Genomic DNA, 24647 nt, shown 5'->3' with positions numbered 1-24647 from the left:
CAGGTTCGTGAGGAAGGGGATCCCACATGTCGAACGCGATCGCGCTGGCCGGTGACGGCGACGCGCTGCAACCCGGCCAGATCCGGTTCAGCCAGGCGGCCCTGCCGCCGCTGCCCGCCGGGACCTATCGGCTGAGCGCCACCCAGACCGTGGATGGCATCAAGGATCAGGACACGCCCCCCACCTACACGGCGGTGCAGACCTTGCAGATCCAGGGGCCGCGCTTCGCCCTGGCGCCCGGCGACCTGCAATCGGTGATGCCGCCGGCCAACCAGACGGGCTCCTGGGAGAACACGCTGCCCAACGTGGTGCTGCGCCGCCGCACGCTGCCCTGGGAACGCACGCTGGACGGCAGCGTCCCGCCGGCGGACAGCGTTCCGGCGCCGTGGATCGGCCTGCTCACGGTGACCGCCGCCGAGCTGGGCGGCGAGGCCGGCGCGGTCGCCGCACCGTCGCCCGTGCACAGCGGGACGGTGTCCGATCTGGTCCAGCCGACGAACACGGCGGTGCTGGGGCCGCAGCTGTCGGGCGTCCCGCAGGCCGACATGCAGACGGGCCTGCTGCTGCTGGACTTGCCGGTGACGCTGTTCCAGTCGGTGGCGCCGACGCTGGCCGACCTGTCCTGGCTGGCCCATGTGCGCGAGGTCAACACCGATCACAAGGAGATCCTGGGGCTCGACGAGGATGGCACCTTCTCCATCGTCGTCGGCAACCGGACGCTTCAGCCGGGGGCGGTGAACTACCTGTTCCTGGTCTCGCTGGAGGGGCACCAGGACCATCTGGCCGGCAGCACCATTCCGTCCTCCTACACCACCATCCGCTTCGCGTCGCTGGCGTGGTGGAAGGTGCAGGCCGATGTCTCCAAGGGCGACTTCATCGAGATCATGCAGGCCCTGCCCGACAATGGCGGCGTCGATCTGGTGCAGATGCCCCATCTGCCGATCCCGGCCTCCGGCAATGGGGACGCCGACGACCCGTCCGCCATCGCCGCCATGGGGCTCGGGATGGGCTATGTGCCGCTGACCTACCGCATGCGGGTGGGCGAGCAGGCGACGGCCTGGTACCGCGGCCCGGCCAGCGCGGTGCCGACCAAGGCCGACGGGCTGGGGCCGTTCGTCTTCAGCGATCAGGCGATCCGCTACGACCCGACCACGGCGCTGTTCGACGTGTCGCAGGCCGCCGCCTGGCAGATCGGCCGGCTGCTCGCCCTGTCGGACTCCACCTTCGCCCGGCTGATGTTCCTGTGGCGCAAGGAGTTCCATCAGGCGGTCGCCGCCAATGTGGTGCTCGGGCAGGTCGCCGATGCGCTGCCGGTCACGGCGGAGACGATGCTGGCACTGCCGGCCGCCGGGCCGGGGAGCGGCGGGCGCACGCTTGCCCTCTCGCACCAGACCGCCGCCGTGGCGCTGGCCGAGGCGTTCGCCGCGCTGGCGGGGCGGGAGGTGGCGGTTCCCGCCGCCGATGGCGGAAGCCTGTCCGGCATTCCCCGCCGGATCCGCCGCGAGGACCGGCCGCCGGTCGCGGCGGCTCCCGGCCTGCAAAGTAACGGCCTGCGGAGTGCCGCAGCTTCAGCAGACGCCGCGACGGGTGCCGCCGATCCGCTGGAGGCGCTGCTCGACCACGTATTCGGCCCTTCCGCGGAGTGATCGTCATGGACCGTGCCATCAGCAACCGCGCCGCCACCTTGCAGGCGCTCATCGACACGGCGACCGCCCCGGCGCTGGCCGCGCGGCGCTCCGGCCCGGCGCATGCCCGCGTCGCCCTGCCGGCCGCCGTCGCTCCCGCCGCCTCCGGCCGGGCGGCCACGCAGCCCACCGTCGAGCTGCCGGACCCGCCTCCCGCCGTCATCGACTGGCTGGCCCGCGCGGCGCTGCTCTACGGCGTGCCGTTCGAGTACATCACGCCCGACGGGCGGATGCTGCCCAAGGAATCGATCCGCTTCTTCTATGTCGACCTCAACTGGATCCACCGGCTGCTGGAGGGCGCGGTGAGCATCGGGCTGTCGACCAGCGCCGATTCCGTGCAGATGATGGCGACCATCGAACAGCTGGTCGATCAGGCGCTGTCGCACAGCTCGACGGTGCGTCCGTCGCTGCGCGCCAAGGCGACCAGCGGCCACAGCCGGGCCGGTGCCGCGCTGAAGGCCGCCGCGGCCCAATCCAGCGCCGACGGCGGAACGGCGACCGGCCCGATCACCGGGCTGCTGATCCGCTCGGCCGCGGTTTCCGGCTGGCCGGGGGTGGAGGTCAGCGCTTATGCCGACGATGCCGCCACCCAGAAGCTGCCGCTGCTGCGGCTCGACCGCCTGTCGGACGATGTGCTGATCGCCCTGTTCGACGGGCTGCCCCGGGTGGTGAATTTCCTCCAGCCGCCGGAAAGCCTGCATTTCGGCGTCCGCCCGACCACCAGCTTCCCCAGCGGCTACATGAGTTTCCTGCGGGGCCTTGGCTATGGCACCTATCCCGCCGGCCAGCAGATCCAGGGCCAGCAGGCGGCGGTCTCCATGCGCAGCGGTGCGGCGGCCGGCGTGCTCGACGTCGCCGCCTCGGCCGCGTCGCTTCAGGCGGCCATGAAGACGCTGGGCGCGCTGGACAGCGCCGGCACCTTCACCGCCGCCGAGTTCGCCGTGCAGATGGTGCGGGCGGCCGGCATGCAGTCCTTCCAATGGGGCGCCAGCGCCCCGACGGGCCAATGGGGCGTCACCGCCCAGACTGAATCCACCGCCCCCGTTGTGGGCCGGATCGCGGGTTGATCGGAGCGCAGACCATGACGGATACCCAACCCAACACCGCCACCTCCTCTGCCGCGCCCATCGTCGATCCGCTGTGGCCCGGCCCCTGCCTGTTCGTGCCGATCGGCATCGAATGCCTGCTGGTCGGCGTTCCCAACCAGCAGGGCAGCTGGGCCGACCTCGCCATCGATTACCGCAAGGTTCCGGCGAACGTCGATCCCGAGCCGCAGCCCTTCCAGCTCCGTCCCGCCAACGCCCCGCCCGGCACCGGCGCCCATTTGCAGGCGACCCTGCCGATGGGCTACCGCCAGGGGCACCAGCAGCCCGACGGGTCGGTCCTGTTCCCGCCGATCCCGAACCGCTGGCTGGTGGCCCGCTCGGTGGTGACGACACCCGGCGCCGCCCCGGTGTTCACCGTGTGGGTGTTGCAGGGCGATTTCCTGGGCGACATGGGGGAGGGCAGCAACACCTATCCCGATCCGGTCCAGACCGGCAACACCCAGTGGGTCGGCCGCGCCTTCACCTTCGATGCCTGGACCAACCCGGCCGGTCCGGCGCAGCCGCTGCTGCGGTCGGTCGGTCCCGGTTCCGTCAGCTGGGTCGTCACCTACGACAACACGCTGAATGTGCTGAGCTTCTACGACAGCCTGTCGGACGTGTCCGCGGGCACCGTCACCTACGCCATGCTCGGCTGGTACAGCCCCTCGGGCTTCGATCCGCTGCTGGGCGTCACCGACGCCGACCCGCAGGGCTTCACCACCCAGGACGAGTGGCAGTCGATCCTGAACACGCTGCTGCTCAACGTCCATGGCGAGTCCGGGCTGGCGGCGGCGGAAGCGGCCTGGCAGGCGTGGCAGGCGGCCAATCCGGTCAGCGGGGGGGCCGCCATCCCGGCGATCCAGATGCAGCTCGCCAGCCAGACGCTGTGCCACGGCATGGTGTTCGGCATGGCGTGGAGCGGACCGCAGCAGAGCTACCCGCGCGACCCGGTGCTGAACGGCCAGAATCCGGTGTCGGTCGCCGTCGGCTGCACCGGCGTCGAGGCGATCGCCGCCTGGATGGCCAATATCCTGAACCAGCCCGACCTGGAGGATCTGATCCTCGCGGTGCAGCAGGATCTGGTGTTCGACTATCTCCAGCAGCCGTCGGTGTTCGCCACCCGGACGCTGGAGGCGCGCTTCGCCAAGGCCGACGGCGGCACCGTCTGGCTGGTGGCGCGGCCCGACTACGATCCGTCCGACCGCGGCCGGACCCTGCAGACGGTGGACCTGTCGCCGGCCCAGACCCAGGCGCTGACCGCGCTGAACGACGATCAGGCGGCGCTCGACGGAACCAGCCAGCTGATCGCCTCGAATGTCTGGCAGCTTTTCGGGCTGGTTTACAAGCTCCAGCAGCTCGGCCCCTTCTCGCCGGACACCCAGACGGTCCAGGACGCCATCGACGCCGTCATGGCCACCCTGACGACGCTCGACGCCCAGCGCACAACCCAGGCCGCCGCCGTCGAGACCGACAAGACGGCCTTGCTGGGCCTGCTCGGCAGCGAATTCGTGCTGACCAGCAACGGGAACACGCGGTTCCACGCCCCGGCGGCGACGACGGTCATGGTGGCCGGCGCCCAGCAGGACACCCGCCTGCTGCCGCCCGGAACCGACGGCGGCCCCGAGGACAGCCTGTTCAGCCGCTTCACCGGCCAGACGGTGTCGGCGCTGACGGTGATCGAGCCGGTCGGCGGCACCACCCAGACCATCGATGCAGACGACCTCACCAGCCGCGTCCCCACCCTGCCGCCGGCCAGTTCCGGCGTGCCGAAGGAGATGACCGACTATCTGGTCGAGGTGATGCTGTTCGACACCTCCAACGCGCGCTTCCTGGCCGCCATCGCCTATCAGAAGGCCGGGGTCACGCCGACATCCGCGCAGCTGGACACGCTGGCCAACACCATCGCCGCCCAGCAGACCGCACCGTGGAACGCCACCCCCGCCACCCCCTACACCGAGGAGACGGTGGGGGCCGCCGTCGGCTTCACCGGCGTCGTGCCGCTGAAGCGGTCGGTGCTGCCCTGGTCGCCGCCCTGGACGCCGCTCTACATCGACTGGCAGGTCACCTGGTATCCGACCGCGGACGCCGCCGCCGGCATGCTCGATGGCTGGACGCTGGAGGGCTTCGACTACAGCTGGACGGCCACCGCCATCGGCACCGCGAGCGAGACCATCAGCGGCCGGTCGTTGGTGGGCACCCAGATCGCCGCCGGGCTGGCGGAGAAGCTGAACGATCTGGTCACACTCAATCCCAATTTCGACGAGTTGCCGCAGTACCAGCAGGACGCCCTGACCCAGGCCGCCGCCGACATCGCCGAGTATGACATCGTCACCGAGGCGCTGAGCGGCTTCGGCGGGTTCATGCTGATGCAGCAGGGCCAGATGACGGAGCTGACCAGCGACGATCCGGCCATCGAGTCCTGGCTGGAGCTGGCGCCGTCCATCGTGCCGCTGCCGGGCAGCGGGACCGACGGCAGCGCGCCGGGCTTCTACCCGGTGCGGTCCGGCCATTACGTCATCAACCAGCTCTGGGTGGTGGACGCCTTCGGGCAGATCCTGCGCACCACCAACCCCGGCCAGGACGTGCTGCCGATCCGCTCCAAGAGCGTCACCACCCCGGACGCCGGCGGCCAGGACAACAAGCGCTTCGTCCAGGTGGCTCCGCGCATCCAGCAGCCGGCCCGCGTGGCGCTCACCCTGCTGGACGCCGAGGACGATGCGATCCCCACCAACTCGTCCAACCTGACCAGCCCGGTCGCCGGCTGGCTGCTGCCCAACCATCTGGACAACAGCGTGCAGGTGTTCGCCGCCGACGGGACGCCGCTGGGCGAGATCCTGCCGGTGGAGACCGACAACGGCCGCGGCATCCGCTGGGATCCGGCGCCGGGGCTGAACCTGCCGCTGGGGTCGCCGCCGGCCATCGGCAACGCCCATCTTCTCGGCTTCGTGCAGGGGCTGCTGGCCCAGGGGCCGGTCTCCGGCGACCAGGCGTTGCAGGATCTGCTGGACGTCATCGACGTCACGCTGTGGCGCACCACGGCGACGCCGCAGCCGGACGGCGACAATCTCGCGGTGCTGATCGGGCAGCCGGTGGCGGTGGTGCGGGCGGACATCGCGCTGCATCTCGACGGCGACCCGGCCTACGACCAGTCCTGGGCGGCCACCGGCCAGAACGACGACGGCGGCGTCACCGCCATGCCCTTCCCGGTCTATGTCGGCGACATCGCCTATGACGGCAACGGCGCGCTCGGCTTCTTCCTCGACGACGATTACTCGCTGCTGAATCCGCTGCGCGGCTTCGACACCGCCTTCGGCACCGTGCGCCGCGCCCTGTCCTCGCGGACCGGCAACCCGCGCAGCAACCTCGGCCGGGCGATGGCGCGGCTGCCGGCCCTGCTGGCGGCGGGCAGCCCGGCCACCACCTCGGGCTATCTGAACCCCGACCCGTCCTTCACCCTGCTGCCCGACGGGCCGGTCCACCGGCTGACGGTGCTGATGGACCCGCGCGGCTCCATCCCCGCCGTCTCGGGCATCCTGCCGGTGGAGACGGTCTCGCTGCCGCCGGGGGTCGTTTCGGCGATGAACACCCTGCTGGCCACCTTCCGCGTCGGGCCGCTGCTGATCGACCCGCGCGAGGTGCAGATGCCGCTGCCCGGCAACGTCTCCGGCACCTGGTCGTGGATCGCCAGGACCGGCGTCACCCTGTGGGAGACGGTCGCGAACCTGAAGAGCAGCCAGCCCCAGGCGCTTCTGCCGACGGCCGTACCGGCGGCGCGCGAAGGCTGGCTTGGGCTGGTTCCCACCCCCTCCAGCGGCCAGTCCGGCGGCCTGCTCAAGGCGTCCCGGCCCGTCGCCGACCAGAAACTCGCCCACATGCAGTTCCATGAGAGGTACAAGACCATGGCAGCGGCCCCCACGGCGACCACACCGCCCTATTACCAATACCGGTTCGACCCCAACAGCCTGATCATCGGCGCGACGACCGCGCCGACGCTGACCGTCACCAACCCCAACGCGACGAGCGCGCTGACGGGCACCCAGACCATCTATGTCAGGATTCCGGTCGGCACCGGCGCCGACGCCATCGCCACCAGCCTGGGCGGGGTTTCGGTGACCGCCAGCATCCCGACGTGGCTGGCCCTGCCCTTCTTCAGCACCAACCCGCCCTACATCAAGCTGACCGGCCCGGCCCTGGCGGCGAGCGCCAGCCTGTCGGTCTACATCAACAATCTGGTGGTCAACGATGCGGTCGGCACCGCCGCCTTCTCCATCCAGGAGAGCTTCACCGGCGGCGGCACCACGGCCGTCACCATCGCCAAAACCAACCAGCCGCTGGCGATCAATCAATTCTACGCCAACCCGATCACCGTCGCGCAGGGGCAGTCGACGACGCTGAACTGGACGGTTTCGGGCGGCAGCTACGTGCTGATCCAGCCCGGCAACATCAAGCGCCCGGTGCAGGGCAGCAGCTTCACCGACAGCCTGCAGATGCCGGTGTCGCAGGCGCAGACGATCTACACGCTCCAGCTCTACACCGACGACCGTCAGTTCAAGCAGGACGTCACCACCGCCTATCTCGGGCCGGTCAGCGCCACGCTGTCCTGCGATCCGACCGGCCCGATCGACACCGGCGCCAGCGCGGTGTTGAGCTGGAGCAGCACCTACGCCGTCACCCCGCTCTATCTGTCCACCCCCAGCGGCGCGCAGCGCGTCGGCGCCCAGGGGCGGCAGAGCGTAATTCCCGGCAGCTACCTGTCCGGCAACCAGTCCAGCGTGACCTTCTCGTTGCAGGCGCTGGGCTATCAGGGGCCGGTCACCCAGACGGCGACGGTCACCTTCAACCCTGTGCGCATCCGCTGGTTCCGCTACACCGACGCCACCCTGACCCAGGTCACCTACAATGTGGTCAATCCGTCTCCCGGATCGCCGACCGTGAGCACCAGCGGCCAGGACTACACGCTGACCGCCTATGGTCCGGGTGCGGGAAGCGGGCCGCTGGTCGCCCATCTCGGTCCGGGGCCTTATCTCCAGGTCCAGCTCCTCAGCGCGACGCCGAGCCCGGCCACCCCCGGCGCCACCGTGACGGTCAGCTACCAGACATTGAACGCGACGTCGGCAACCCTGGCGGTTGGCAACCAAGCCGCGATATCAGTTCCGCTCGACACGACAAAACAGACGGGGCAGACAACCATTACAGCTCCTTCGGCCTCGACTGTGCTAACATTGACCATCTCCGGTAACGGGCAGGCGCCGGTCTCCAGCGAGCTGGACCTGCCGGTCACCGCCGGCTGACGCGGCCCCGCGCCGCCGCCATCCCGATCCCCTATCGACCTCAACCGAAGGAACCCCGATGCCCGACTCCACCCCCTTCGCCGACAGCCCGGTCTGGGGCGGTATCAAGGACTGTATCGTCAAGGTCGTGCCCAGCCTGCGCGAGACCGAGTTCACTCCCGACACCCGTTTCGACCGGCTGGGGCTGGCGTCGATCCAGGTCATCACCATCACGTTCGAGATCGAGGAGATGTTCGGCGTCGGCATCGTCGACGAGGGGCTGGACGTCTTCGAGACCTGCGGCGAGCTGGAGGTGCTGGTCCGGCGTCTGGCCGCCACCAGAGAGGTGACGGCATGACAGGCGGTCGGTACCGCCGCCCCGACGGCTCGCACCGGGTGGTGGTGACCGGCGTGGGCGCCGTCACCGGCTTCGGCGTCGGCCTTCCGGCCTTCTGGCAGGGCGTGACCGAGGCGCGCACGGCCATCCAGCCCACCCGCCGGACCTTCGAGGCGATGGAGGTCGTCCATCCTGCGGCGACCGTCGCCGGCTACCGGCCGCTGGATCATTTCAGCGAGGCGCAGCTGCTGACCTGCGAACCCTTCGTGCAGTATGCGCTGCTGGCCGCGAACGAGGCCATCGCCGCCGCCGGCCTGACCTCCGCCGACCTGACCGATGCGGCCATCGTGCTCGGCTGCGGCGGCGGCGGCGAACTGTCGCGCCAGGAGACGGCCATCCACCTGTTCGCCAACCGCCGGCCGCGTGCCCATCCGACCACGGTGCCGCGCACCAATCACCAGGCCTGTTGCGGCATGATCGCCATCGAGCACGGCATCCTCGGGCCGTCCTTCGTCGTCGCCACCGGCTGCGCCTCCGGGTCGCACGCCATCTCGCAGGCGACGACGATGGTGCGCCACGGCTATGCCGAACGCGCGCTGACCGGTGGGACCGAGGCCAACGTCATCTATGCGGTGATGCGCTGCTTCGACGCGGCCCGGACCATCGCCTCCGACACCTGCCGCCCCTTCTCCACCGGCCGCTCCGGGCTGGCGCTGGGCGAAGGATCCGGCATCCTGGTCATCGAGACGATGGAGTCCGCCGACAGGCGCGGCGCCCCGGTGCTGGCCGAGATCGCCGGCTTCGGCATGTCGAGCGACGCCACCGACACCGTGCAGCCGACGATCCGCGGCCCGGTCCGGGCCGTGATGCAGGCCCTGGCCGATGCCGGGCTCAACACCGATGAGATCGGCTATCTCAATGCCCACGGCACGGGGACGCCGCTGAACGACCGGGTGGAAACGGCGGTGGCCCATGCCGTGTTCGGTCCCCATGCGGCGCGGCTGATGATGTCCTCGACCAAATCGCAGATCGGCCACACCTTCGGCGCCGCCGGTGCGCTGGAGCTGATCGCCACCATCCTCGGCATGACCCGCGGCGTGGCGCCGCCGACCGTCAATTACCAGGGCGCCGACCCCGACTGCGACATCGACTGCGTTCCGAACGAGGCACGCGCCCATCGCTTCGACGCCGCCGTCTCGCAGTCCTTCGCCTTCGGCGGCGTCAATGCGGCCATCGCCGTGCGGGCGGTGTGAGGCGGCGATGACGGGGCTTCTGAACTGGCTCGATCATGGCGGGGCCGCAGGCGACCCGCTGTGGCATTTTCCCGCCGAAGGGATGGACCGGCGGCTTTCGGAGCTGCGGACCCGCTCCGGCGTCCTGGCGGCCGGGCTGGCGGCCCGCGGCATCCGGCCGGGCGACCGCGTGGTGATGCTGCTCGACACCGGCTCGTCCGCGATCTGCCTGCTGCTGGCCCTGTGGCAGCTGCAAGCCGTGCCGGTGCCGCTGCGGCCCTGGTCGGGGCCGGTTTCGGGGCCGGCTTCGGGAGCGGCTTCGGAATTGGCCGGCGGCAGCGACCGGGCGGGCGGCTTCCTGCGCTTCCTGCTGGAGGTGACGCGGCGAAGCGATGCCCGGCTGGTGGTGACCGACCGTCCCGCCGCCATTCCGCAGCTCGACCCTTTGCTGACCACGGTGGAGGCGCTGGAGGCGCCGCTCGGGCCGTTGCCTCCGGCCGGCGGCGATATCGACGGCGATGTTGACGGCGAGGGCGAGGGCAGGGCCGACGGGTTGGCGCTGATCCAGTTCAGTTCGGGCAGCACCGGCCAGCCGAAGGGCGTGATGGTCACCCACGCCATGGTGATGGCGCAGCTCCGCCAGCTCGCCGACAATTATGCGGCTGCCGGCAGCGGCCGGCCGCCGCGCTCGGTTGCGTCCTGGCTGCCCTTCTATCACGACATGGGGCTGTTCATCGGCATCCTGCTGCCGCTGTTCACCGGCGCCGACGCCATGGCCGCACCCCCCGCCTGGTACATGCGCAATCCGGCGCGCTGGTTCGCCGCGATGGCCGCGCGGGGCAGCGATCTGGCTTTCTCCACCAGTTCGGTGCTGGCGGCGACGCTGCGCGGGGTGCGCCGCCTGCATGGCCGCGGCTGCGATCTGTCGGCGCTGATCCTCTATGTCGCCGCCGAGAAGATCAGCCCGGCGGTGATGGACGAGGCGGCGGCGGTGCTGGCGCCGCTGGGGATGCCGCCATCGCAGCTGCGCGCCGGCTATGGCATGGCGGAATACACGCTGGGCTGCACCCACAGCCGCGAACCGGGGCTGCGCCGGCTGCGCGTGCGCATCGCTCCGGGGGGCCGGGTGCTGACGGACGACTCTGGTGACGGCGGCGGTGAAGCGCTGGACCTCGTCTCGGTCGGCAGGCCCAACGATGCCTGCGACCTCGTCGTGCGCGACGAGGCGGGATGTCCGCTCGGCGAGCTGATGCTGGGCGAGATCACGGTCGCCGGCCCCTGCCTCACCCCCGGCTACTGGCGGGACGAGGCGATGACGCAGCGGGCGCTCGGCCGGGGATGGATGCGCTCCGGCGATCTCGGGTTCCTGCATGACGGCGAGCTGTTCTTCGTCGCCCGCAAGGACGAGATGCTGGTGGTGGGCGGCCGCAACGTCATCCCCGCCGATGTCGAGCTGGAGGTCGAATCGCTGCCCTTCGTCGGCCCCGGACGCGCGGTGCTGTTCGGTGCCGACGAGCCCGGCGGGCCGCGTCAGGTGCTGCTGGTCGAGGGCAACGCCACATCGCCGCCGCCGGTGGTGAGCGGCCGGCTGACGGCGATCCGGCGCTGCATCCTCGACGGCTTCGGCTTCGTGCCGACCGACATCGCCGTCGTGCCGAAGGGAACCATCGAAAAGACCTCCAGCGGCAAGAAGCGCACCGCGGTCATCCGCCGCCGCTGGCAGGCCGGAGCGATCCCGCAGCTGGCCTGACCGGCCTTGCCTTGGGCCGCCGGGTCAGGCGGCGGGTGCCTGGGCCTGTAGGACGATCCGCTCCCCCGGCTCGGCCAGACTTGTTCGCGTTCCGGCGGCGCAGGCGGCAGCCAGCCGGTCCCGTTCGCCCATGCGGACATGGTAGAGGCGCATCGCGCGGACGCCGAGCCGCTCGGGAAAATCGGACAGCTGGCTGAAGGCGGCGTGGAAGGGCTGGAGCGGGTCCGGCTCCACCGTCAGGCATTCGTGGAACAGCAGGTCGGCGCCGCGGAAAAGATCTTCGGAGTCGGGCGTGGCGCGGCCGTCGCCGGAATGGGCGAAGGCGACGCCGCCCGCCTCCAGCCGGATGGCGCGGTTGGGCATGGAGTGGCGGGTGAGCGCGGTGCGCAGGCGGAAGGGGCCGAGCGTGCCGTCTTCCGGGGTTTCGATCCAGCGCAGCGGAAAGGAGAGCGACCGCTCGGGATCGGTGGCGCCGGCCTGGAACAGCAGGGCCAGCTGCTTCCAGCCGCCGATGGTGGTGACGATGTCCAGCGGCTTGCTGCGGCGGTCGTCGGTCCAGCGGATCAGCGTGGGAATCAGGCCGAAGCAATGGTCGGGGTGGTGGTGGGTGAAATAGAGCGCGTCGATGGCGTCGGGGTCCGGCACCTCGCGCCACAGGACGGGCGGCACCGAATGGCCGCAGTCGATCATCAGGCGAAAGCCGCCGGCGGCGACGATCAGCGAGGAATTGGCGAAGGAGGGGTCGGCCGCTTCGCCGACGCCCAGAACCTGGATGTCCATGGGGATCAATGTCCGACTTTGGCCAGCACGTCGGCCTTGAGGAAACGTTCGATCACCAGCATGAAGCCCACCGAGGGAACCAGCAGGATCAGGGCGGTGATGGCGGCGATCTGGAAATTGCCGCCCATGCCGGCGTTGAACATGAGCAGCGGCAGGGTGGAGATGTCGGGCACCCCGACGAAATAGGTGCCGGTGAACTCGTCCAGCGATTCCAGGAAGACGAAGATGGAACTCGCCATCACCCCCGGCGCCGCCAGCGGCAGGGTGATGCCGAAGAAGGTGCGCAGGGGGCCGGCGCCCATGTCGCGCGCCGCCTCCTCCAGCGAGCGGTCGACGGCGGCGAAGGCGGCGGCGGTGATCCAGACGGAGAAGACCAGCCCATGGACGGTGTGGACGAGGACCACGCCCGCCACCGTGCCGTTGAGGCCCAGCGTGTAGAAGATGCGCGCCACGTTGATATAGACGGCGACGCTGGGAAAGGCCTGGGGCAGCAGGAAGGCCAGCAGGATCGCGCCCCGCCAGGGCAGCCGCAGCCGGGCCAGCGCATAGCCGGCGGGAACCGACACGGCGAGGCAGGCCGCCACCGTCAGCAGCGCGATGGTGACGCTGGTTCCCAGCGACGCCATGGCGTTGGAGCGCGGGGCGAACACCCGCTCCCAGAAGGAGAAGCCGTATTGCAGGGGCAGGGTGTGGGGGAAGTACCATTTCTCCGCCACCGCCCACAGGCCGAGATTGGTCAGCGGCCCGAAGATGACGAAGGCCAGCACCCCAAGGGCCAGTCCGCGCGGAATCCAGGCGAATATTTGGGCGAGGGCTCGTGTTGGGATAAGGTGGGTCATCGCGCACCGCCCTGGCGCACGCCGTGCCGCAGGTAGAACCAGCCGACCAGACCGGCCATGGCGTAGGACACGAAGCCGAGAGCGTTGGCGACGCCGTAATCGCCGTGGGCGTTGATGCGATAGGCCATGTCCACCGTGATCATCGTCGGGCTGTTGGGATTGATCATCATCGGCACCGACATCACCGACAGCATGGTCACGAAGCTGAGGATCAGCCCGACGACCAGCGTCGGCCTGACCTGGGGAACGACGATTTCGGCCAGGATGCGCAGCCGCCCGGCGCCGAGATCGCGCGCCGCCTCGATGGTCGAGCGGTCGAGCGAGGCCATGGCGCCCGCCACCATCAGCGCCACGAAGGGCGTCTGCTTCCAGACGAAGGTCACCACCACGCCGCGCCAGTCGAGCAGGCTCGCCGCCTGCAACGGCTCGATGACGCCGCCGCCGATCAGCAAATTGTTCATCAACCCGTTCTTGGCGAGGAAGGAGCGCATCATCTGGGCGGCGACGATGAAGGGAATGAACAGCGGCCAGCGGTAGAGCCAGCGCAGCAGCGTCACCGACAGCCGGTTCTCGCCGAGCGTCAGATAGCCGCCGATGGCCACCGACAGCACGGCCACCAGCGCCGAGGACAGCAGCACGATGGCCAGCGTGAAGGCCATGTCGAGGCTGTACAGCTCGAACGCCTTCACGACGTTTGCCAGCGTCCAGCCGCCGTCGCGGCCCTGGAAGGCGCTGACCGCCGACAGGCCGAGCGGATAGAGGAAGAACAGCGCCACCATCGCCAGCGCCGGCAGGACCAGAAGCACGCCCCACAGCCAGTCGGGACCAGTCCTGGCGGCGGGCAGGGCGGGGGCGCCGTCTCCCCCGCGCGAGCGGGGGAGGGCAGCGGGACGGCCGGCGGCCTCAGTTGGCAACGGTGCGCTCATAGGCTTCCATGATGTCGGTGAAGTAGCCCGACAGCGGGAAGGGCTTGCCCTTGCTCGCCAGCTCGTCCGGCTTCACGTCGGTGAACAGCTTGGCCCAGGTCTGGGCGTCCAGCTTCGGCTGCACGTAGGTGGCGTCGATGCCCGGATACCAGTTGAAGCGCTTGACGATGCCGTCGGCCTGCACCTCGGGGCTGGTCGCCAGTTCGATGAATTTGCGGGCGGCGTCCTGGTTGGCGGCCTTGGCCGGGACGGCGTAATACATCGGCTGGCCGGGCATGCCCGGACCGATCAGCTGGAGCTTCATCGCCGGGTTGAGGCGGCCGTCGGCCTGCCAGCTGTAGAACATGTCGACCCACACCGGCCCCATGGTGATCTCGCCGCGGTTCAGCATGTCGAGCGTGCCGGCATTGCCGGGGGTCAGCGTGACGCTTTTGTTGAAGTCCTTCAGGCCGGACAGCGCCTTCTCGATCGCCGGCTTCATCGCCGCGTCGTAGGGGCCCTTCTCCAGCCTGGCGGCATCGCCGATGTTGGCGGCAGCCCAGCCGGTGACGAAGCCGACGCCCGACATGCCGCCCTTGATGCCGTTGTAGCCGAAGGATTTCGGGTTGGCCTTCACCCACTCCGCCAGTTCGGCGTAGGTCTTCGGCGGCGCCTTCACCAGTTCGGGGTTGTAGGCCAGCGCGATCTGGCTGTGGAACATCGGCAGGACATAGCCGGTGACGTCGGTGCCGAGCGCGTTGCGCGCGCTGTCGCGGCTGGCGAGCGTGCCGGTCTTCACATCGCCGACATAAGCCGACAGCATCTTCTCCTGCACCATCTGGCCGGCCATCTTCTGGTGGATGACGGCGACGTCGACGTCCCATTTGGCGGCCCCGGCGGCGGCCTCGGCGCTCAGCTTCTCGTAGATCTTCTGCGACCCGCCGTCGCCCGGCCCGGTGCCGGCGGCGCGCACCTTGACGCCCGGATTCTGCGCCTCGAACTTCGGCGCCAGATACTCGTTGACGTAATCGACCATGTTCTGGTCGCCGGCGGTGAGCACGGTCAGCACCGTCTCGGCCTTCAGCGGTGCTGCGGAAAGACCGGCGGCGAGCGCCAGACCGGCGGCCCCGGCGAGCAGCGTCCTCAGCGTCGTGAGCGTCATGGAAAAATCCCCCTTCTTCCCCGATGGTGGACCGAATGGTTGAGATCGCCTTAGGCCGTTCCCGCCGCCTCCTGGCGGAGCGGGAAGCAATGGAGGGCCGAAGGCGGGATGACGATGGCGACGGCGTCGCCGACCGTGCGGCGGTCGTCGTCGTCGACCAGGAAGACCGTGCCGCCGACCGCGACGCCGTAGCGCCAGCGGCCGCCGGGATAGGTGGCTTGCGTGATGCGGCCGTGCAGGACCAGCGTGTCGGCCGGGGTCTGGCCGGCCGCTGCCAGCCGCACGGACTCGGTGCGGAAATGCGCGGCAACCGGGCCGCTGCCCGGCATCTCGACCTGTGCGCCGCCCTGGGCGCCGTCGTTGCCGAGCGGCAGGCTGACGGCGTCGTGGTCCGGGCCGGCGGCGATCTCCAGCGTCCGCTCCGTCCGCGTCGCCTGCAAGGGCACCACATTGTCGGCGCCGAGGAAGCTGGCGACGAAGGCGCTGGCCGGGCGGCGGTAGATCTCCTCCGGCGTGCCGATCTGGGCGATGCTGCCGGCATTCAGGATGACGATGCGGTCGGCCATCACCATGGCCTCTTCGCGGTCATGCGTCACATGGACCGCGGTGATGCCGAGCCGCTGTTGCAGCGCGCGGATTTCGTGGCGCAGTTCGAGCCGGATGCGGGCGTCGAGGTTGGACAGCGGTTCGTCCAGCAGCAGGATGTCGGGGTTGACCGCCAGCGCCCGGCCGAGCGCCACGCGCTGGCGCTGGCCGCCCGACAGCTGGGTGACGTTGCGGTCGGCCAGCCCGTCGAGCTTCAGCAGCCGCAGCATCTCGGCCACCCGCTCGGCGATGCGCGGGCGGGGCCAGCGGCGCAGCTTCAGGCCGTAGCCGATGTTCTGGGCGGTGCTCATGTGCGGCCACAGCGCATAGGACTGGAAGACCATCGCGGTGTCGCGGCGCTCCGGCGGTGCCTTGGTCACGTCGCGCCCGGCGATGGCGATGCGCCCGCCGTCCACCGGCACGAAGCCCGACACCGCCCGCAGCAGCGTGGTCTTGCCGCAGCCCGACGAGCCCAGCAGCGCCACGAACTCGCCGGGGCGGACATGCAGGCTGACGCCGTTCAGCACGCGCGAGCCGCCATAGGCGACGGTCAGATTCTCGACATGCAATTCCGCCATCGCCGCAGATTTCCCGCATTTCCCGAAGTGGTCAGCGCCGTTGCATGCGTATGCAAAGCCGCTGACGCAGGGTTTAGGCGCGAAGCGTGAAGCGCGGATGATGGAATTGTGATGCTTTGGTGAATGCGGCGGTGCCGTGTGTCAGAGGCGCGCCGATCCGCGCCTGACCAGCAGCGGGGGCGGGCGGTGCAGGACCGGCGGGGCGTCGGGGTCCGCCAGCCGCCGCTCCAGCATGTCGAGCAGGATCGCCACGATGTCCTCGACCGGATTGCGGATGGTGGTCAGGGAGAAGCTCGGCCAGCCGGCCATCGGCACATCGTCGAACCCGACGATGGACAGATCGTCCGGCACGCGAAGGCCAAGCGCGGTGCGGGCGGCGTCGAGCGCGCCGAAGGCCATGGCGTCGTTGCCGCAGAACAGGGCGTCCGGACGGTCGGGACCGGCCAGCAGCCGCAGGGCTTCGCGATGGCCGCTGTCGTAGCTGTAGTCGCCCTCTCCCGCGGCGGCCAGCGGCAGCCCCAGTTCCGCCAAGGCCGCGCGGAAGGCGCTGCCGCGTTCCTGTTCGGAAAAGGCGGTGGGGCGTCCGCCGAGATAGGCGATGCGGCGGTGGCCGGCCGCGGCCAGAGCCTGCGCCACCAGCCGGGCGCCGAGCGGGTTGTCGCAGCAGATGCTGTCCACCCCGTCGGCCTCCACCGCCCGGCCATAGAGAAGCAAAGGGACGCCGAGCGCCATCAGGCCGCGGATCGCCGCCGGAGAGACGCTGCCGGCCGTCACCACCACCGCATCCACCTGATAGTCGAGAGCGGCCATCGCCGTGCCGTCCAGCGCATCCGCCGGGTCGCCGCGCACCAGCAGCGGCTGCCTGCCGCGCGAGGCCAGGCCGCGGGTGAGCGTTTCGAACAGATAGGGCTGGAACGGCCCGTCCAGATCCCCCATGACGACGCCGATCAGGTTGGTGCGCCGGGTCGTCAGGCTGCGCGCGATGGCGTTCGGGCGGTAGGACAGCCGCCGAGCCGCTTCCAGCACGCGGCTGCGCGTTTCCGCCGAAACGCTGGCCCCCTCGGTAAAGCACCGTGACACGGCGGACTGCGATACCCCCGCCAGCCGCGCCACATCCACTGCGGTCGCCCGCCTCCGCTCCCCCGCCACTGTTCCTCCGGCCGCTCGGTCGCGGGGCGAGTGTAAGGGCTTCGCGGCCTGGGTGCCAGACTGCCGACACTGGGGCGCTGATCGCGATGGCGAAGCTGATGCGGTCGCCGCAAACGGCCGTCAGTCCACCGCCGCCTAAGGACGCAAGGGCGGCGGCCTCAGTCGTCCGGCTGCACCGGAATGCCGTGCTTGCGCAGTTTCGCGTAGAGGTTCGTGCGCGACAGGCCGAGGCTGCGGGCGGCCTCCAGCTTGTTGCCCCGGCAGTCGGCCAGCGCCTCCAGGATCAGCGACCGTTCCAGATCGTCCATCGCGGCGGCCAGCGGCCGTTTCCCCTCCAGCGGGGCGGGGCGGTCGAGGGGAGCGTCCGGCAGGATGTCGGCGAAGTCCTCTGCCAGGATGCGGTCGCCTTCGGTGCGCACATAGACCTGTTCGATGACGTTGGCCAGTTCGCGGATGTTGCCGGGCCAGTCATGGCGCCGCAGAGCGTCGAGCGCCGAAGGCGTGAGGTCGCGCATCGGCTGGTCGAGGCTGAGCGCGACCTTCTCCGAAAACAGCGAGGCGAGGATTTCCAGATCGTCCCTGCGGTCGCGCAGCGCCGGCAGCTGGATGGGGAAGACGTTCAGCCGATAATAGAGGTCCGGCCGGAAGGCGCTGCTGCGCACCATCTCGGCCAGCGGCCGGCTGGTCGCCGCGATGATGCGGACATCGACCTTGACCACCTGGTTGGAGCCCAGCGGCTCGACCTCGCGTTCCTGCAGGGCGCGCAGCAGCTTGGCCTGCAACGGCAGCGGCATGTCGCCGATCTCGTCGAGGAACAGGGTGCCGCCGTCGGCCAGCTGGAACTTGCCGGGGCGCGGCTGGCGGCCGGCGCCGGTGTAGGCGCCGGGGGCGACGCCGAAGAACTCCGCCTCCAGCAGGTTTTCGGGGATGGCGGCGGTGTTGACGCCGACGAAGGGGCGGTGGGCGCGGTCGGAGCAGGCATGGATCGACTGCGCCACCAACTCCTTGCCGGTCCCGGTCTCGCCCAGCAGCAGCACCGCCGAATTGATCTGGCCGGCCCGGCGCACCAGCCGCTTGACCTGAAGCATCGCCGGGCTGAAGCCGATCAGGTTCTCGACCGTGTATTTCGACGCCCGGCTGGCCGCCAGCTCCTGCTCGACCCGGGTCAGCCGGGATTGCAGCTTGTTGAAGCGGTCGGCGATGGGGCGGAGATAGGTCAGGCTGTTCTTCAGGGCGAAGGCGAGGGCGCCGATGACCTCGCCGGTCTCATCACGCAGCGGCAGGCGGCTGACCAGCAGCGTATGCTCGCCATAGCGCATGATGTCGAGCGGCATCGACCGGCCGGTTTCCACCACCTCGCGCATCCGGCTGTGCGGGATGACGCGCTCCACCGGCTGGCCGATGGCGTCCGCCCGTGACTGGAGCCCCAGCTGCGCCATCAGCTTTTCAGTGAACCAGACATGCCTGTCGTTCGACCAGACGATGCGGGCATCGCGGTCGACCAGCAGGGCGCCGTCGATCATCTCGTCGACCATCGCCATCAAGGCGCACGCCGCTGCGAACTGTTGGCTTCGATCCGTTGGCATTCCCAGCCCTCCCTGGTGCGGAATGTCAATATTACGTACAGTATCTGTCAGAAAAATGAACACGATGAAAGGGCTGATTTTCTGGGAAACCGGGGATCCTGGCGGGCCGGACTGTGCGCACTCGCAAACACCGGGCCGGCATGCTTGAGCAGGCTTTCAACAAAATCCTGACTTAACAGCCACTTGGCTCCCTGGCACGGCCGTTGCTTACCAAGCATTCCAAACAGCGTCCATGGCGAACAATCAGGGCGACACTCAATGGGCGCCGGTCGAGCGGGACGGGGGAATGCACAGACCATGACACACCAGCGCATCGCCATCATCGGCGCCGGGATGATGGGGCAGGGGATCGCGCAGGCGTTCGCCGTCGCCGGTCATCCCGTCGAGATCCAGGAACCCGATGCCGTTCGCCGGGCCGGCATCCTCGACCGCATCCGCCGGACCCTCGGCGATCAACCCCTTGGCGATCCGGGCCAGCACACTGCCATCGTCGACCGCATCCGGCTGCACGAGATGCTGGAGGAGGCCGTCGTCGCCGCCGACATCGTCATCGAGGCAGTTCCGGAGGATCTCACCCTCAAGCAGCGCATCCTGGCGGCGGCGGAAGCGGCGGCTCCACCCCATGCGCTTCTCGCCAGCAACACGTCGGTCATCCCGATCACCCGGATCATGGAACCGCTGCGCGACCGCACCCGCGCGCTCGGCACTCATTGGTGGAACCCGGCGCATCTGATCCCGCTGGTCGAGGTGGTGCGGACGCGCGACACCGCCGATGCGGCGGTCGCCGCGATGACCGGCCTGCTGAGCTCCATCGGCAAGCTGCCGGTGGAGGTCCGCAAGGATGTGCCCGGCTTCATCGGCAACCGCCTGCAGCATGCGCTGTGGCGCGAGGCCATCGCGCTGGTTCAGGACGGCGTGTGCGACGCCGAGACGGTCGACACCGTGGTCAAGGCCAGCTTCGGCCGGCGGCTCGCCGTGCTGGGGCCGCTGGAGAACGCCGATCTGGTCGGCACCGACCTGACGCTTGCGGTCCATGGCCATGTCCTGCCGGACCTCGACCGCACGCCGGGCCCGCAGCCCCTTCTCAGCGAACTGGTCGCCTCCGGGCGGCTCGGCATGAAGTCCGGCGCCGGTTTCCGGGTCTGGAGCGAAGGGCAGCGGGAGGAGGTCGCCGCCCGCCTCACCGCCCATCTCCAGCGTCTCGATGAGCTTGAGCGCCGATAGACGTCCCCCGCCGAACATTTCGAACCGTCCGGGCCTTCCCGCCCGGACCAGCACAGGAGGGCCTTGCATGGCCGCATCGAAGAAGAAGGTCATCATCAGCTGCGCGCTGACCGGATCGATCCACACCCCCACCATGTCGGACGCCCTGCCGGTGACGCCGGACGAGATCGTCGAGCAGGGCGTCGGCGCGGCGGAGGCCGGGGCGGCGATCCTGCATCTGCACGCCCGCGATCCCCGCACCGGCCAGCCGACGCCCGACCCGGCGGTGTTCATGGAGTTCCTGCCGCGGCTGAAACAGTCCACCGACGCGGTGCTGAACATCACCACCGGCGGCTCGCTCAACATGACGGTGCAGGAACGCCTCGCCGCCCCGCTGCTGGCCAAGCCGGAGATGTGCTCGCTCAACATGGGGTCGATGAATTTCGGCATCTTCCCGCTGGCCGACCGCTACAGCAACTGGAAGCATGATTGGGAGGAGCCCTATCTGCGCAGCACCGACGACTTCATCTTCCGCAACACCTTCCGCGACATCGCCTATATCCTCGAACATCTCGGCGAGGGCTGCGGCACCCGCTTCGAGTTCGAGTGTTACGATGTTGGGCATCTCTACAATCTCGCGCATTTCCTCGACCGCGGGCTGGTGAAGACTCCGCTGTTCATCCAGACCATCTTCGGGATTCTCGGCGGCATCGGGGCGGAGGAACGCAACCTCGTCTTCATGCGCGAGACCGCCGACCGCCTGTTCGGCAAGGATTACGAATGGTCGGTGCTGGCCGCCGGCCGCCACCAGATCCCCTTCACCACCATGGCCGCGGTGATGGGCGGCAATGTCCGCGTCGGGCTGGAGGACAGCCTCTATCTCGCCAAGGGCCGGCTGGCCCGCAACAGCGCCGAGCAGGTGGCGAAGATCCGCCGCATCCTGGAGGAGCTGTCGCTGGAGGTCGCCACCCCGGAAGAGGCGCGCGCCATGCTCGACCTGAAGGGCGCCGATCAGGTGGCGTTCTGACGCGCAATCATCCGACCGAGGAATGAAGAGACATGCAGAACAGAATTGCTGTCGTCACCGGATCCACCAGTGGCATCGGGCTGGCGACGGTGCGGGAGCTTGCTGGCCGCGGCTGCGACGTGATGGTCAACGGCTTCGGCGACCGCGCGGAGATCGACCGCAACTGTGCCGAAATCGCCGAGCGGACCGGCTGCCGGATCGTCTATTCCGCCGCCGACCTCAGCCGGCCGGAGGAGGTGCGCGCCATGATGGCCGACGCTGCCGACCGGCTGGGGCCGGTCGACATCCTGGTGAACAATGCCGGCGTCCAGCATGTCGCGGCACTGCACGAGTTCCCCGACGACAAGTGGGACCTGCTGCTGGCGGTCAACCTCAGCGCCGCCTTCCACGCCATCAAGGCGGCGGTGCCGTCGATGCGGGAGCGGGGCTGGGGGCGCATCGTCAACACCGCCTCGGTGCTCGGCATGGTCGGCGCGCCGCACAAGCCGGCCTATGTCGCCGCCAAGCACGGCCTCATCGGCCTCACCAAGTCGGTGTCGATCGAGGTGGCGCCCCACGGCATCACCTGCAACGCGATCTGCCCGGGAACGGTGCTGACCCCGATCATCGAGCGCCAGATCGCCCAGCAGGCGCAGGTCACCGGCCTGCCGGAGGATCAGGTGCTGCGGGCGGTGTTCCTGGAGAGAATGCCGACCGGCCGGCTGATCGCGCCGGAGGAGGTCGCGTCCGCCATCGCCTTCCTGTGTTCCGACGCTGCGGGGTCGATCACCGGAGCGGCCCTTCCCGTCGATGGCGGCTATACCACCCATTGATCTCCGCCTCCCGGCCCACCGGCCGGGGGCCGGCGTCCGAAACAGCAAAACCAAAACACCAAAAACCGTCCAATTGGGGAGCGAACCATGCGTAAACCGCTTGTTGCCGGGCTTCTCGCCGGCACCGCCCTGGCCGTCCTGGCGTCCGGCACCGCCCAGGCCCAGATGTCCGACAACGTCATCAAGATCGGCATGCTGTCCGACCGTTCCGGCATCTACGCCGACATCAACGGCGAGGGGTCGGCGGTGGCGGCTCGGATGGCCGCCGAGGAATTCGGCAATGCCGTGAACGGTACGAAGATCGAGATCATCGTCGGCGACCACCAGAACAAGGCGGACATCGCCGCCAACCTGGCCCGGCAATGGATCGACACAGAAAAGGTCGACGTCGTCGCCGACGTGCCGAACTCCGCCGCAGCATTGGCGGTGCAGGCGATCACGCGCGACAAGAAGCGGCTGTTCCTGATGTCCGGCCCCGGCTCGACCGACCTGACCGGCAAGGAATGCAGCCCCTACGGCTTCCAATGGACCTGGGACAACCACGCCGTGGCCTCCGCCACCGCCCGCGCGCTGGTCGAGCAGGGCCGAAAGAGCTGGTTCTTCATCACCGCCGATTACGCCTTCGGCCATTCGCTGGAAGCCGAGGCGGCCAACACGGTCAAGCAGCTGGGCGGCACCATCAAGGGCAGCGTGCGCCATCCGCTGGGGGCGTCCGACTTCTCCTCCTACCTGCTGCAGGCGCAGGCATCGGGGGCCGAGGTGGTCGCCTTCGCCAATGCCGGCGGCGACACCATCAACGGCGTCAAGCAGGCGGCCGAGTTCGGCATTCCCCAGGGCGGCCAGACGCTGGCGGGGCTGCTGCTGAACATCAACGACATCCAGGCGCTCGGGCTGGAGACTTCGCAGGGCCTGATGCTGGCGAACTCCTTCTACTGGGACATGACCGAGGAAACCCGCGGCTGGTCGAAGAAGTTCGAGGAGCGGACCGGCCGCAAGCCGTCGATGAATCAGGCCGGCGTCTATTCGTCGGTCCGCCATTACCTGAAGGCGGTGCAGGAGCTGGGCACCGACGATCCCGACAAGGTGGCGACGAAGATGCGCGCCATGCCGGTCACCGACATGATGATGAAGGAGGTGAAGATCGCCGCCAACGGCCGCGTCTTCGACGACATGTATCTGGCGCAGGTGAAAACGCCGGCAGAGTCGAAATACGCCTGGGACTACTTCAAGATCCTGAAGACCGTTCCCGGTACGCAGGCCTACATCGACCCGAAAGACAGCGGCTGCCCGCTCGTCAAGTGACGCCCCGACCGTGATGTCCAGTCTGTGATGCCGGGGGCCGTCCGAGCGGCGGCCCCGGCCTTCCCGCCGCTCTTGCGGGTGACGCCGGTTTCAATGACCGGGACCGTCCCCATGTCTACGGCTCCCGGTCGCGGCTCCCGTCCGCAGCCAGGGCCTGTCATCCGCAGCCGGTAGGGAAGGGAACGATGAGCAACCTGAGCAAAGTCCTCGGCGTCATCCTGGCCAACGGGCTGGCCGGCCGCACCGGTCGCGGGCCGGCCTTCGCCGCCGCCATGCCCTTGCTCCTCGGCAAGAAGGGCAAAAAGAAGATGAAGGGCTATTACGGCCACGGCCATGGCGTGCCCCATGTTGCTGCCACCGGTTCGGGGTTGATGCAGAAGGCGGGCCTGGCCTCGCTCGCCTATCTCGCTTACCGGGCCTATCAGGACAGCAAGGCACCCGCCACCCCCGGCCATCCGCCGTCGGGACCGGCTCCAACCTCGGCTCCCGCTGCGGGTGGACCGTTGGGTGGGATTCTCGACCGGCTCGGCCTTGGCGGCGTGGCCGGCGGGGGACCGATTGCCGGTTCCGGAGGTGGTGCGCTCGGCAGCGTGCTGGGCGGTGTGCTGGGAGGGGCCGGCGCGGCCGGCGGTTTGGGCGACCGTTTGGCCGGGGTGCTGCGCGGCGGCCAGCCGGAACCCGATCTCGGCGACGCCAAGGCGCTGCTGCTGATCCGCGCCATGATCGCGGCGGCCAACGCCGACGGCCACATCTCGCCCGACGAGCAGCGGCGCATCCTCGACAGCCTCGACGCCGCCCAGGCCGAGCCGGAGGACCGGCGCATCGTCGAGGCCGAGCTGCGGTCCCCGCGGCCGCTGGATCAGATCGTCCGTGACGTCGGCGATCCCGAGACGGCCGAGCAGGTCTACCTCGCGTCCGAACTGGCGGTGCGCGGCGGCAGCGAGGTCGACCGCCAGTATCTGGCCTACCTTGCCTCCCGCCTCGGCCTGACCGACGCCCGCCGCCGCGAATTGGACTCGATGGTCTGAACGGCTGGGGTCTGAACGGTCTGGGAGCTAACCGGCCCAGTGCGGCGCCCGCCCGGCGCCGCAGTCCGGCCGCAGGGGTCAGCCAAAGTTTTTTTGCCACCCGATGAAGAAAGTTCTTGCGCGGTTGGGGCGGGCCCGCATATAAGACGCCTCCCGACGCGAACGACGCCGGCGCCGCCGACGCGGCAGCGACCGACACGCGGAAGGGAAGCCCGACAAACCGGCGCTTGACAGTCGAACCCCAGGGGTTCGGCCAAGCAACGGTTTCTGCATCGGGCGGGTTCATTGACAAGTTAATACCGTGTTGTGAGAAGGGATGCGCAGGCGGCGGC

The 24647-nt window shown here is 69.5% G+C and carries 18 protein-coding genes; 11 read left to right on the top strand and 7 right to left on the bottom strand.

Features of this window, described 5'->3' with window-relative positions:
• Positions 1–26: 26 nt before the first annotated feature.
• Genes CRT60_RS12570 through CRT60_RS12545 form a run of 6 tightly spaced genes read left to right on the top strand, consistent with a single transcriptional unit; the run spans position 27 to position 11359 of the window.
• Positions 27–1646: a hypothetical protein gene (locus CRT60_RS12570; protein WP_098736736.1), complete on the top strand. Its 1620-nt coding sequence runs from the start codon at positions 27–29 to the stop codon at positions 1644–1646.
• 5 nt (positions 1647–1651) lie between these two features.
• Positions 1652–2752, top strand: coding sequence for a hypothetical protein (locus CRT60_RS12565; RefSeq protein ID WP_143273229.1), 1101 nt, complete (start codon positions 1652–1654; stop codon positions 2750–2752).
• A 14-nt stretch (positions 2753–2766) separates the two neighbouring features.
• The gene (locus CRT60_RS12560; protein WP_098736734.1) at positions 2767–8061 is read left to right on the top strand and encodes a hypothetical protein; all 5295 of its coding nucleotides are present in this window, start codon (positions 2767–2769) and stop codon (positions 8059–8061) included.
• A 58-nt stretch (positions 8062–8119) separates the two neighbouring features.
• Positions 8120–8398 (top strand): acyl carrier protein, encoded by a 279-nt coding sequence (locus CRT60_RS12555; RefSeq protein ID WP_098736733.1) that lies wholly within the window; start codon positions 8120–8122, stop codon positions 8396–8398.
• Complete coding sequence (locus CRT60_RS12550; protein WP_098736732.1) at positions 8395–9630, top strand: beta-ketoacyl-[acyl-carrier-protein] synthase family protein; 1236 nt, start codon at positions 8395–8397, stop codon at positions 9628–9630. The genes CRT60_RS12555 and CRT60_RS12550 overlap by 4 nt, the downstream gene beginning before the upstream one ends.
• A 7-nt stretch (positions 9631–9637) precedes the next feature.
• Entirely contained in the window at positions 9638–11359 is a 1722-nt protein-coding gene (locus tag CRT60_RS12545) for an AMP-binding protein (protein WP_161958033.1), read from the top strand.
• Positions 11360–11383: 24 nt separating this feature from the next.
• On the opposite strand, the gene CRT60_RS12540 is transcribed toward CRT60_RS12545, so the two are convergent.
• The 7 genes from CRT60_RS12540 to CRT60_RS12510 all read right to left on the bottom strand — a co-directional run bounded on the left by CRT60_RS12540 (position 11384) and on the right by CRT60_RS12510 (position 18943).
• Positions 11384–12139 carry an MBL fold metallo-hydrolase gene (locus CRT60_RS12540; RefSeq protein WP_098736730.1) on the bottom strand — a complete coding sequence of 252 codons (756 nt, stop codon included), beginning with the start codon at positions 12137–12139 and terminating at the stop codon, positions 11384–11386.
• Positions 12140–12144: 5 nt separating this feature from the next.
• Positions 12145–12978, bottom strand: a complete 834-nt coding sequence (locus tag CRT60_RS12535) for an ABC transporter permease (protein ID WP_098736729.1) — start codon at positions 12976–12978, stop codon at positions 12145–12147.
• Entirely contained in the window at positions 12975–13904 is a 930-nt protein-coding gene (locus CRT60_RS12530; protein ID WP_204561850.1) for an ABC transporter permease, read from the bottom strand. The genes CRT60_RS12535 and CRT60_RS12530 overlap by 4 nt, the downstream gene beginning before the upstream one ends.
• Positions 13882–15045, bottom strand: a complete 1164-nt coding sequence (locus CRT60_RS12525) for an extracellular solute-binding protein (RefSeq protein ID WP_098736728.1) — start codon at positions 15043–15045, stop codon at positions 13882–13884. The genes CRT60_RS12530 and CRT60_RS12525 overlap by 23 nt, the downstream gene beginning before the upstream one ends.
• A gap of 50 nt (positions 15046–15095) precedes the next feature.
• Positions 15096–16208: an ABC transporter ATP-binding protein gene (locus tag CRT60_RS12520; protein ID WP_098736727.1), complete on the bottom strand. Its 1113-nt coding sequence runs from the start codon at positions 16206–16208 to the stop codon at positions 15096–15098.
• A 141-nt stretch (positions 16209–16349) separates the two neighbouring features.
• Positions 16350–17321 carry a LacI family DNA-binding transcriptional regulator gene (locus CRT60_RS12515; RefSeq protein WP_244592490.1) on the bottom strand — a complete coding sequence of 324 codons (972 nt, stop codon included), beginning with the start codon at positions 17319–17321 and terminating at the stop codon, positions 16350–16352.
• 194 nt (positions 17322–17515) lie between these two features.
• On the bottom strand, positions 17516–18943 hold the full coding sequence (locus CRT60_RS12510) for a sigma-54 interaction domain-containing protein (protein WP_098736725.1): 1428 nt from the start codon (positions 18941–18943) through the stop codon (positions 17516–17518).
• Between the two features lie 297 nt (positions 18944–19240).
• On the opposite strand from CRT60_RS12510, the gene CRT60_RS12505 reads away from it, so the two are divergent.
• From CRT60_RS12505 to CRT60_RS12485, 5 genes are all read left to right on the top strand, one after another.
• Positions 19241–20167 (top strand): 3-hydroxyacyl-CoA dehydrogenase family protein, encoded by a 927-nt coding sequence (locus tag CRT60_RS12505; protein ID WP_098736724.1) that lies wholly within the window; start codon positions 19241–19243, stop codon positions 20165–20167.
• A gap of 67 nt (positions 20168–20234) precedes the next feature.
• On the top strand, positions 20235–21173 hold the full coding sequence (gene kce, locus CRT60_RS12500; protein ID WP_098736723.1) for a 3,5-dioxohexanoate:acetyl-CoA acetone transferase: 939 nt from the start codon (positions 20235–20237) through the stop codon (positions 21171–21173).
• A 32-nt stretch (positions 21174–21205) separates the two neighbouring features.
• A complete protein-coding gene (locus CRT60_RS12495) occupies positions 21206–21985 on the top strand; it encodes a 3-hydroxybutyrate dehydrogenase (protein WP_098736722.1) in 780 nt (259 codons plus the stop codon).
• Between the two features lie 87 nt (positions 21986–22072).
• A complete protein-coding gene (locus tag CRT60_RS12490) occupies positions 22073–23287 on the top strand; it encodes an ABC transporter substrate-binding protein (protein ID WP_098736721.1) in 1215 nt (404 codons plus the stop codon).
• A gap of 185 nt (positions 23288–23472) precedes the next feature.
• Entirely contained in the window at positions 23473–24315 is an 843-nt protein-coding gene (locus CRT60_RS12485; protein WP_098736720.1) for a tellurite resistance TerB family protein, read from the top strand.
• The last annotated feature ends 332 nt before the right edge of the window (positions 24316–24647 follow it).

Source organism: Azospirillum palustre, from assembly GCF_002573965.1.
Lineage (GTDB): Bacteria > Pseudomonadota > Alphaproteobacteria > Azospirillales > Azospirillaceae > Azospirillum > Azospirillum palustre.
Note: the sequence above shows the minus strand (reverse complement) of the source record. Positions and strands in the feature narration are given on the sequence as shown.

Bases quoted from the DNA above. Each gene is read 5' to 3' on its own strand.
- CRT60_RS12540 (WP_098736730.1), bottom strand. From the start codon at position 12,139: ATGGACATCCAGGTTCTGGGCGTCGGCGAAGCGGCCGACCCCTCCTTC.
- CRT60_RS12510 (WP_098736725.1), bottom strand. From the start codon at position 18,943: ATGCCAACGGATCGAAGCCAACAGTTCGCAGCGGCGTGCGCCTTGATG.
- CRT60_RS12565 (WP_143273229.1), top strand. From the start codon at position 1,652: ATGGACCGTGCCATCAGCAACCGCGCCGCCACCTTGCAGGCGCTCATC.
- CRT60_RS12525 (WP_098736728.1), bottom strand. From the start codon at position 15,045: ATGACGCTCACGACGCTGAGGACGCTGCTCGCCGGGGCCGCCGGTCTG.
- CRT60_RS12550 (WP_098736732.1), top strand. From the start codon at position 8,395: ATGACAGGCGGTCGGTACCGCCGCCCCGACGGCTCGCACCGGGTGGTG.
- CRT60_RS12495 (WP_098736722.1), top strand. From the start codon at position 21,206: ATGCAGAACAGAATTGCTGTCGTCACCGGATCCACCAGTGGCATCGGG.
- CRT60_RS12485 (WP_098736720.1), top strand. From the start codon at position 23,473: ATGAGCAACCTGAGCAAAGTCCTCGGCGTCATCCTGGCCAACGGGCTG.
- CRT60_RS12520 (WP_098736727.1), bottom strand. From the start codon at position 16,208: ATGGCGGAATTGCATGTCGAGAATCTGACCGTCGCCTATGGCGGCTCG.
- CRT60_RS12545 (WP_161958033.1), top strand. From the start codon at position 9,638: ATGACGGGGCTTCTGAACTGGCTCGATCATGGCGGGGCCGCAGGCGAC.
- CRT60_RS12555 (WP_098736733.1), top strand. From the start codon at position 8,120: ATGCCCGACTCCACCCCCTTCGCCGACAGCCCGGTCTGGGGCGGTATC.
- CRT60_RS12535 (WP_098736729.1), bottom strand. From the start codon at position 12,978: ATGACCCACCTTATCCCAACACGAGCCCTCGCCCAAATATTCGCCTGG.
- kce (WP_098736723.1), top strand. From the start codon at position 20,235: ATGGCCGCATCGAAGAAGAAGGTCATCATCAGCTGCGCGCTGACCGGA.
- CRT60_RS12530 (WP_204561850.1), bottom strand. From the start codon at position 13,904: ATGAGCGCACCGTTGCCAACTGAGGCCGCCGGCCGTCCCGCTGCCCTC.
- CRT60_RS12490 (WP_098736721.1), top strand. From the start codon at position 22,073: ATGCGTAAACCGCTTGTTGCCGGGCTTCTCGCCGGCACCGCCCTGGCC.
- CRT60_RS12505 (WP_098736724.1), top strand. From the start codon at position 19,241: ATGACACACCAGCGCATCGCCATCATCGGCGCCGGGATGATGGGGCAG.
- CRT60_RS12560 (WP_098736734.1), top strand. From the start codon at position 2,767: ATGACGGATACCCAACCCAACACCGCCACCTCCTCTGCCGCGCCCATC.
- CRT60_RS12570 (WP_098736736.1), top strand. From the start codon at position 27: ATGTCGAACGCGATCGCGCTGGCCGGTGACGGCGACGCGCTGCAACCC.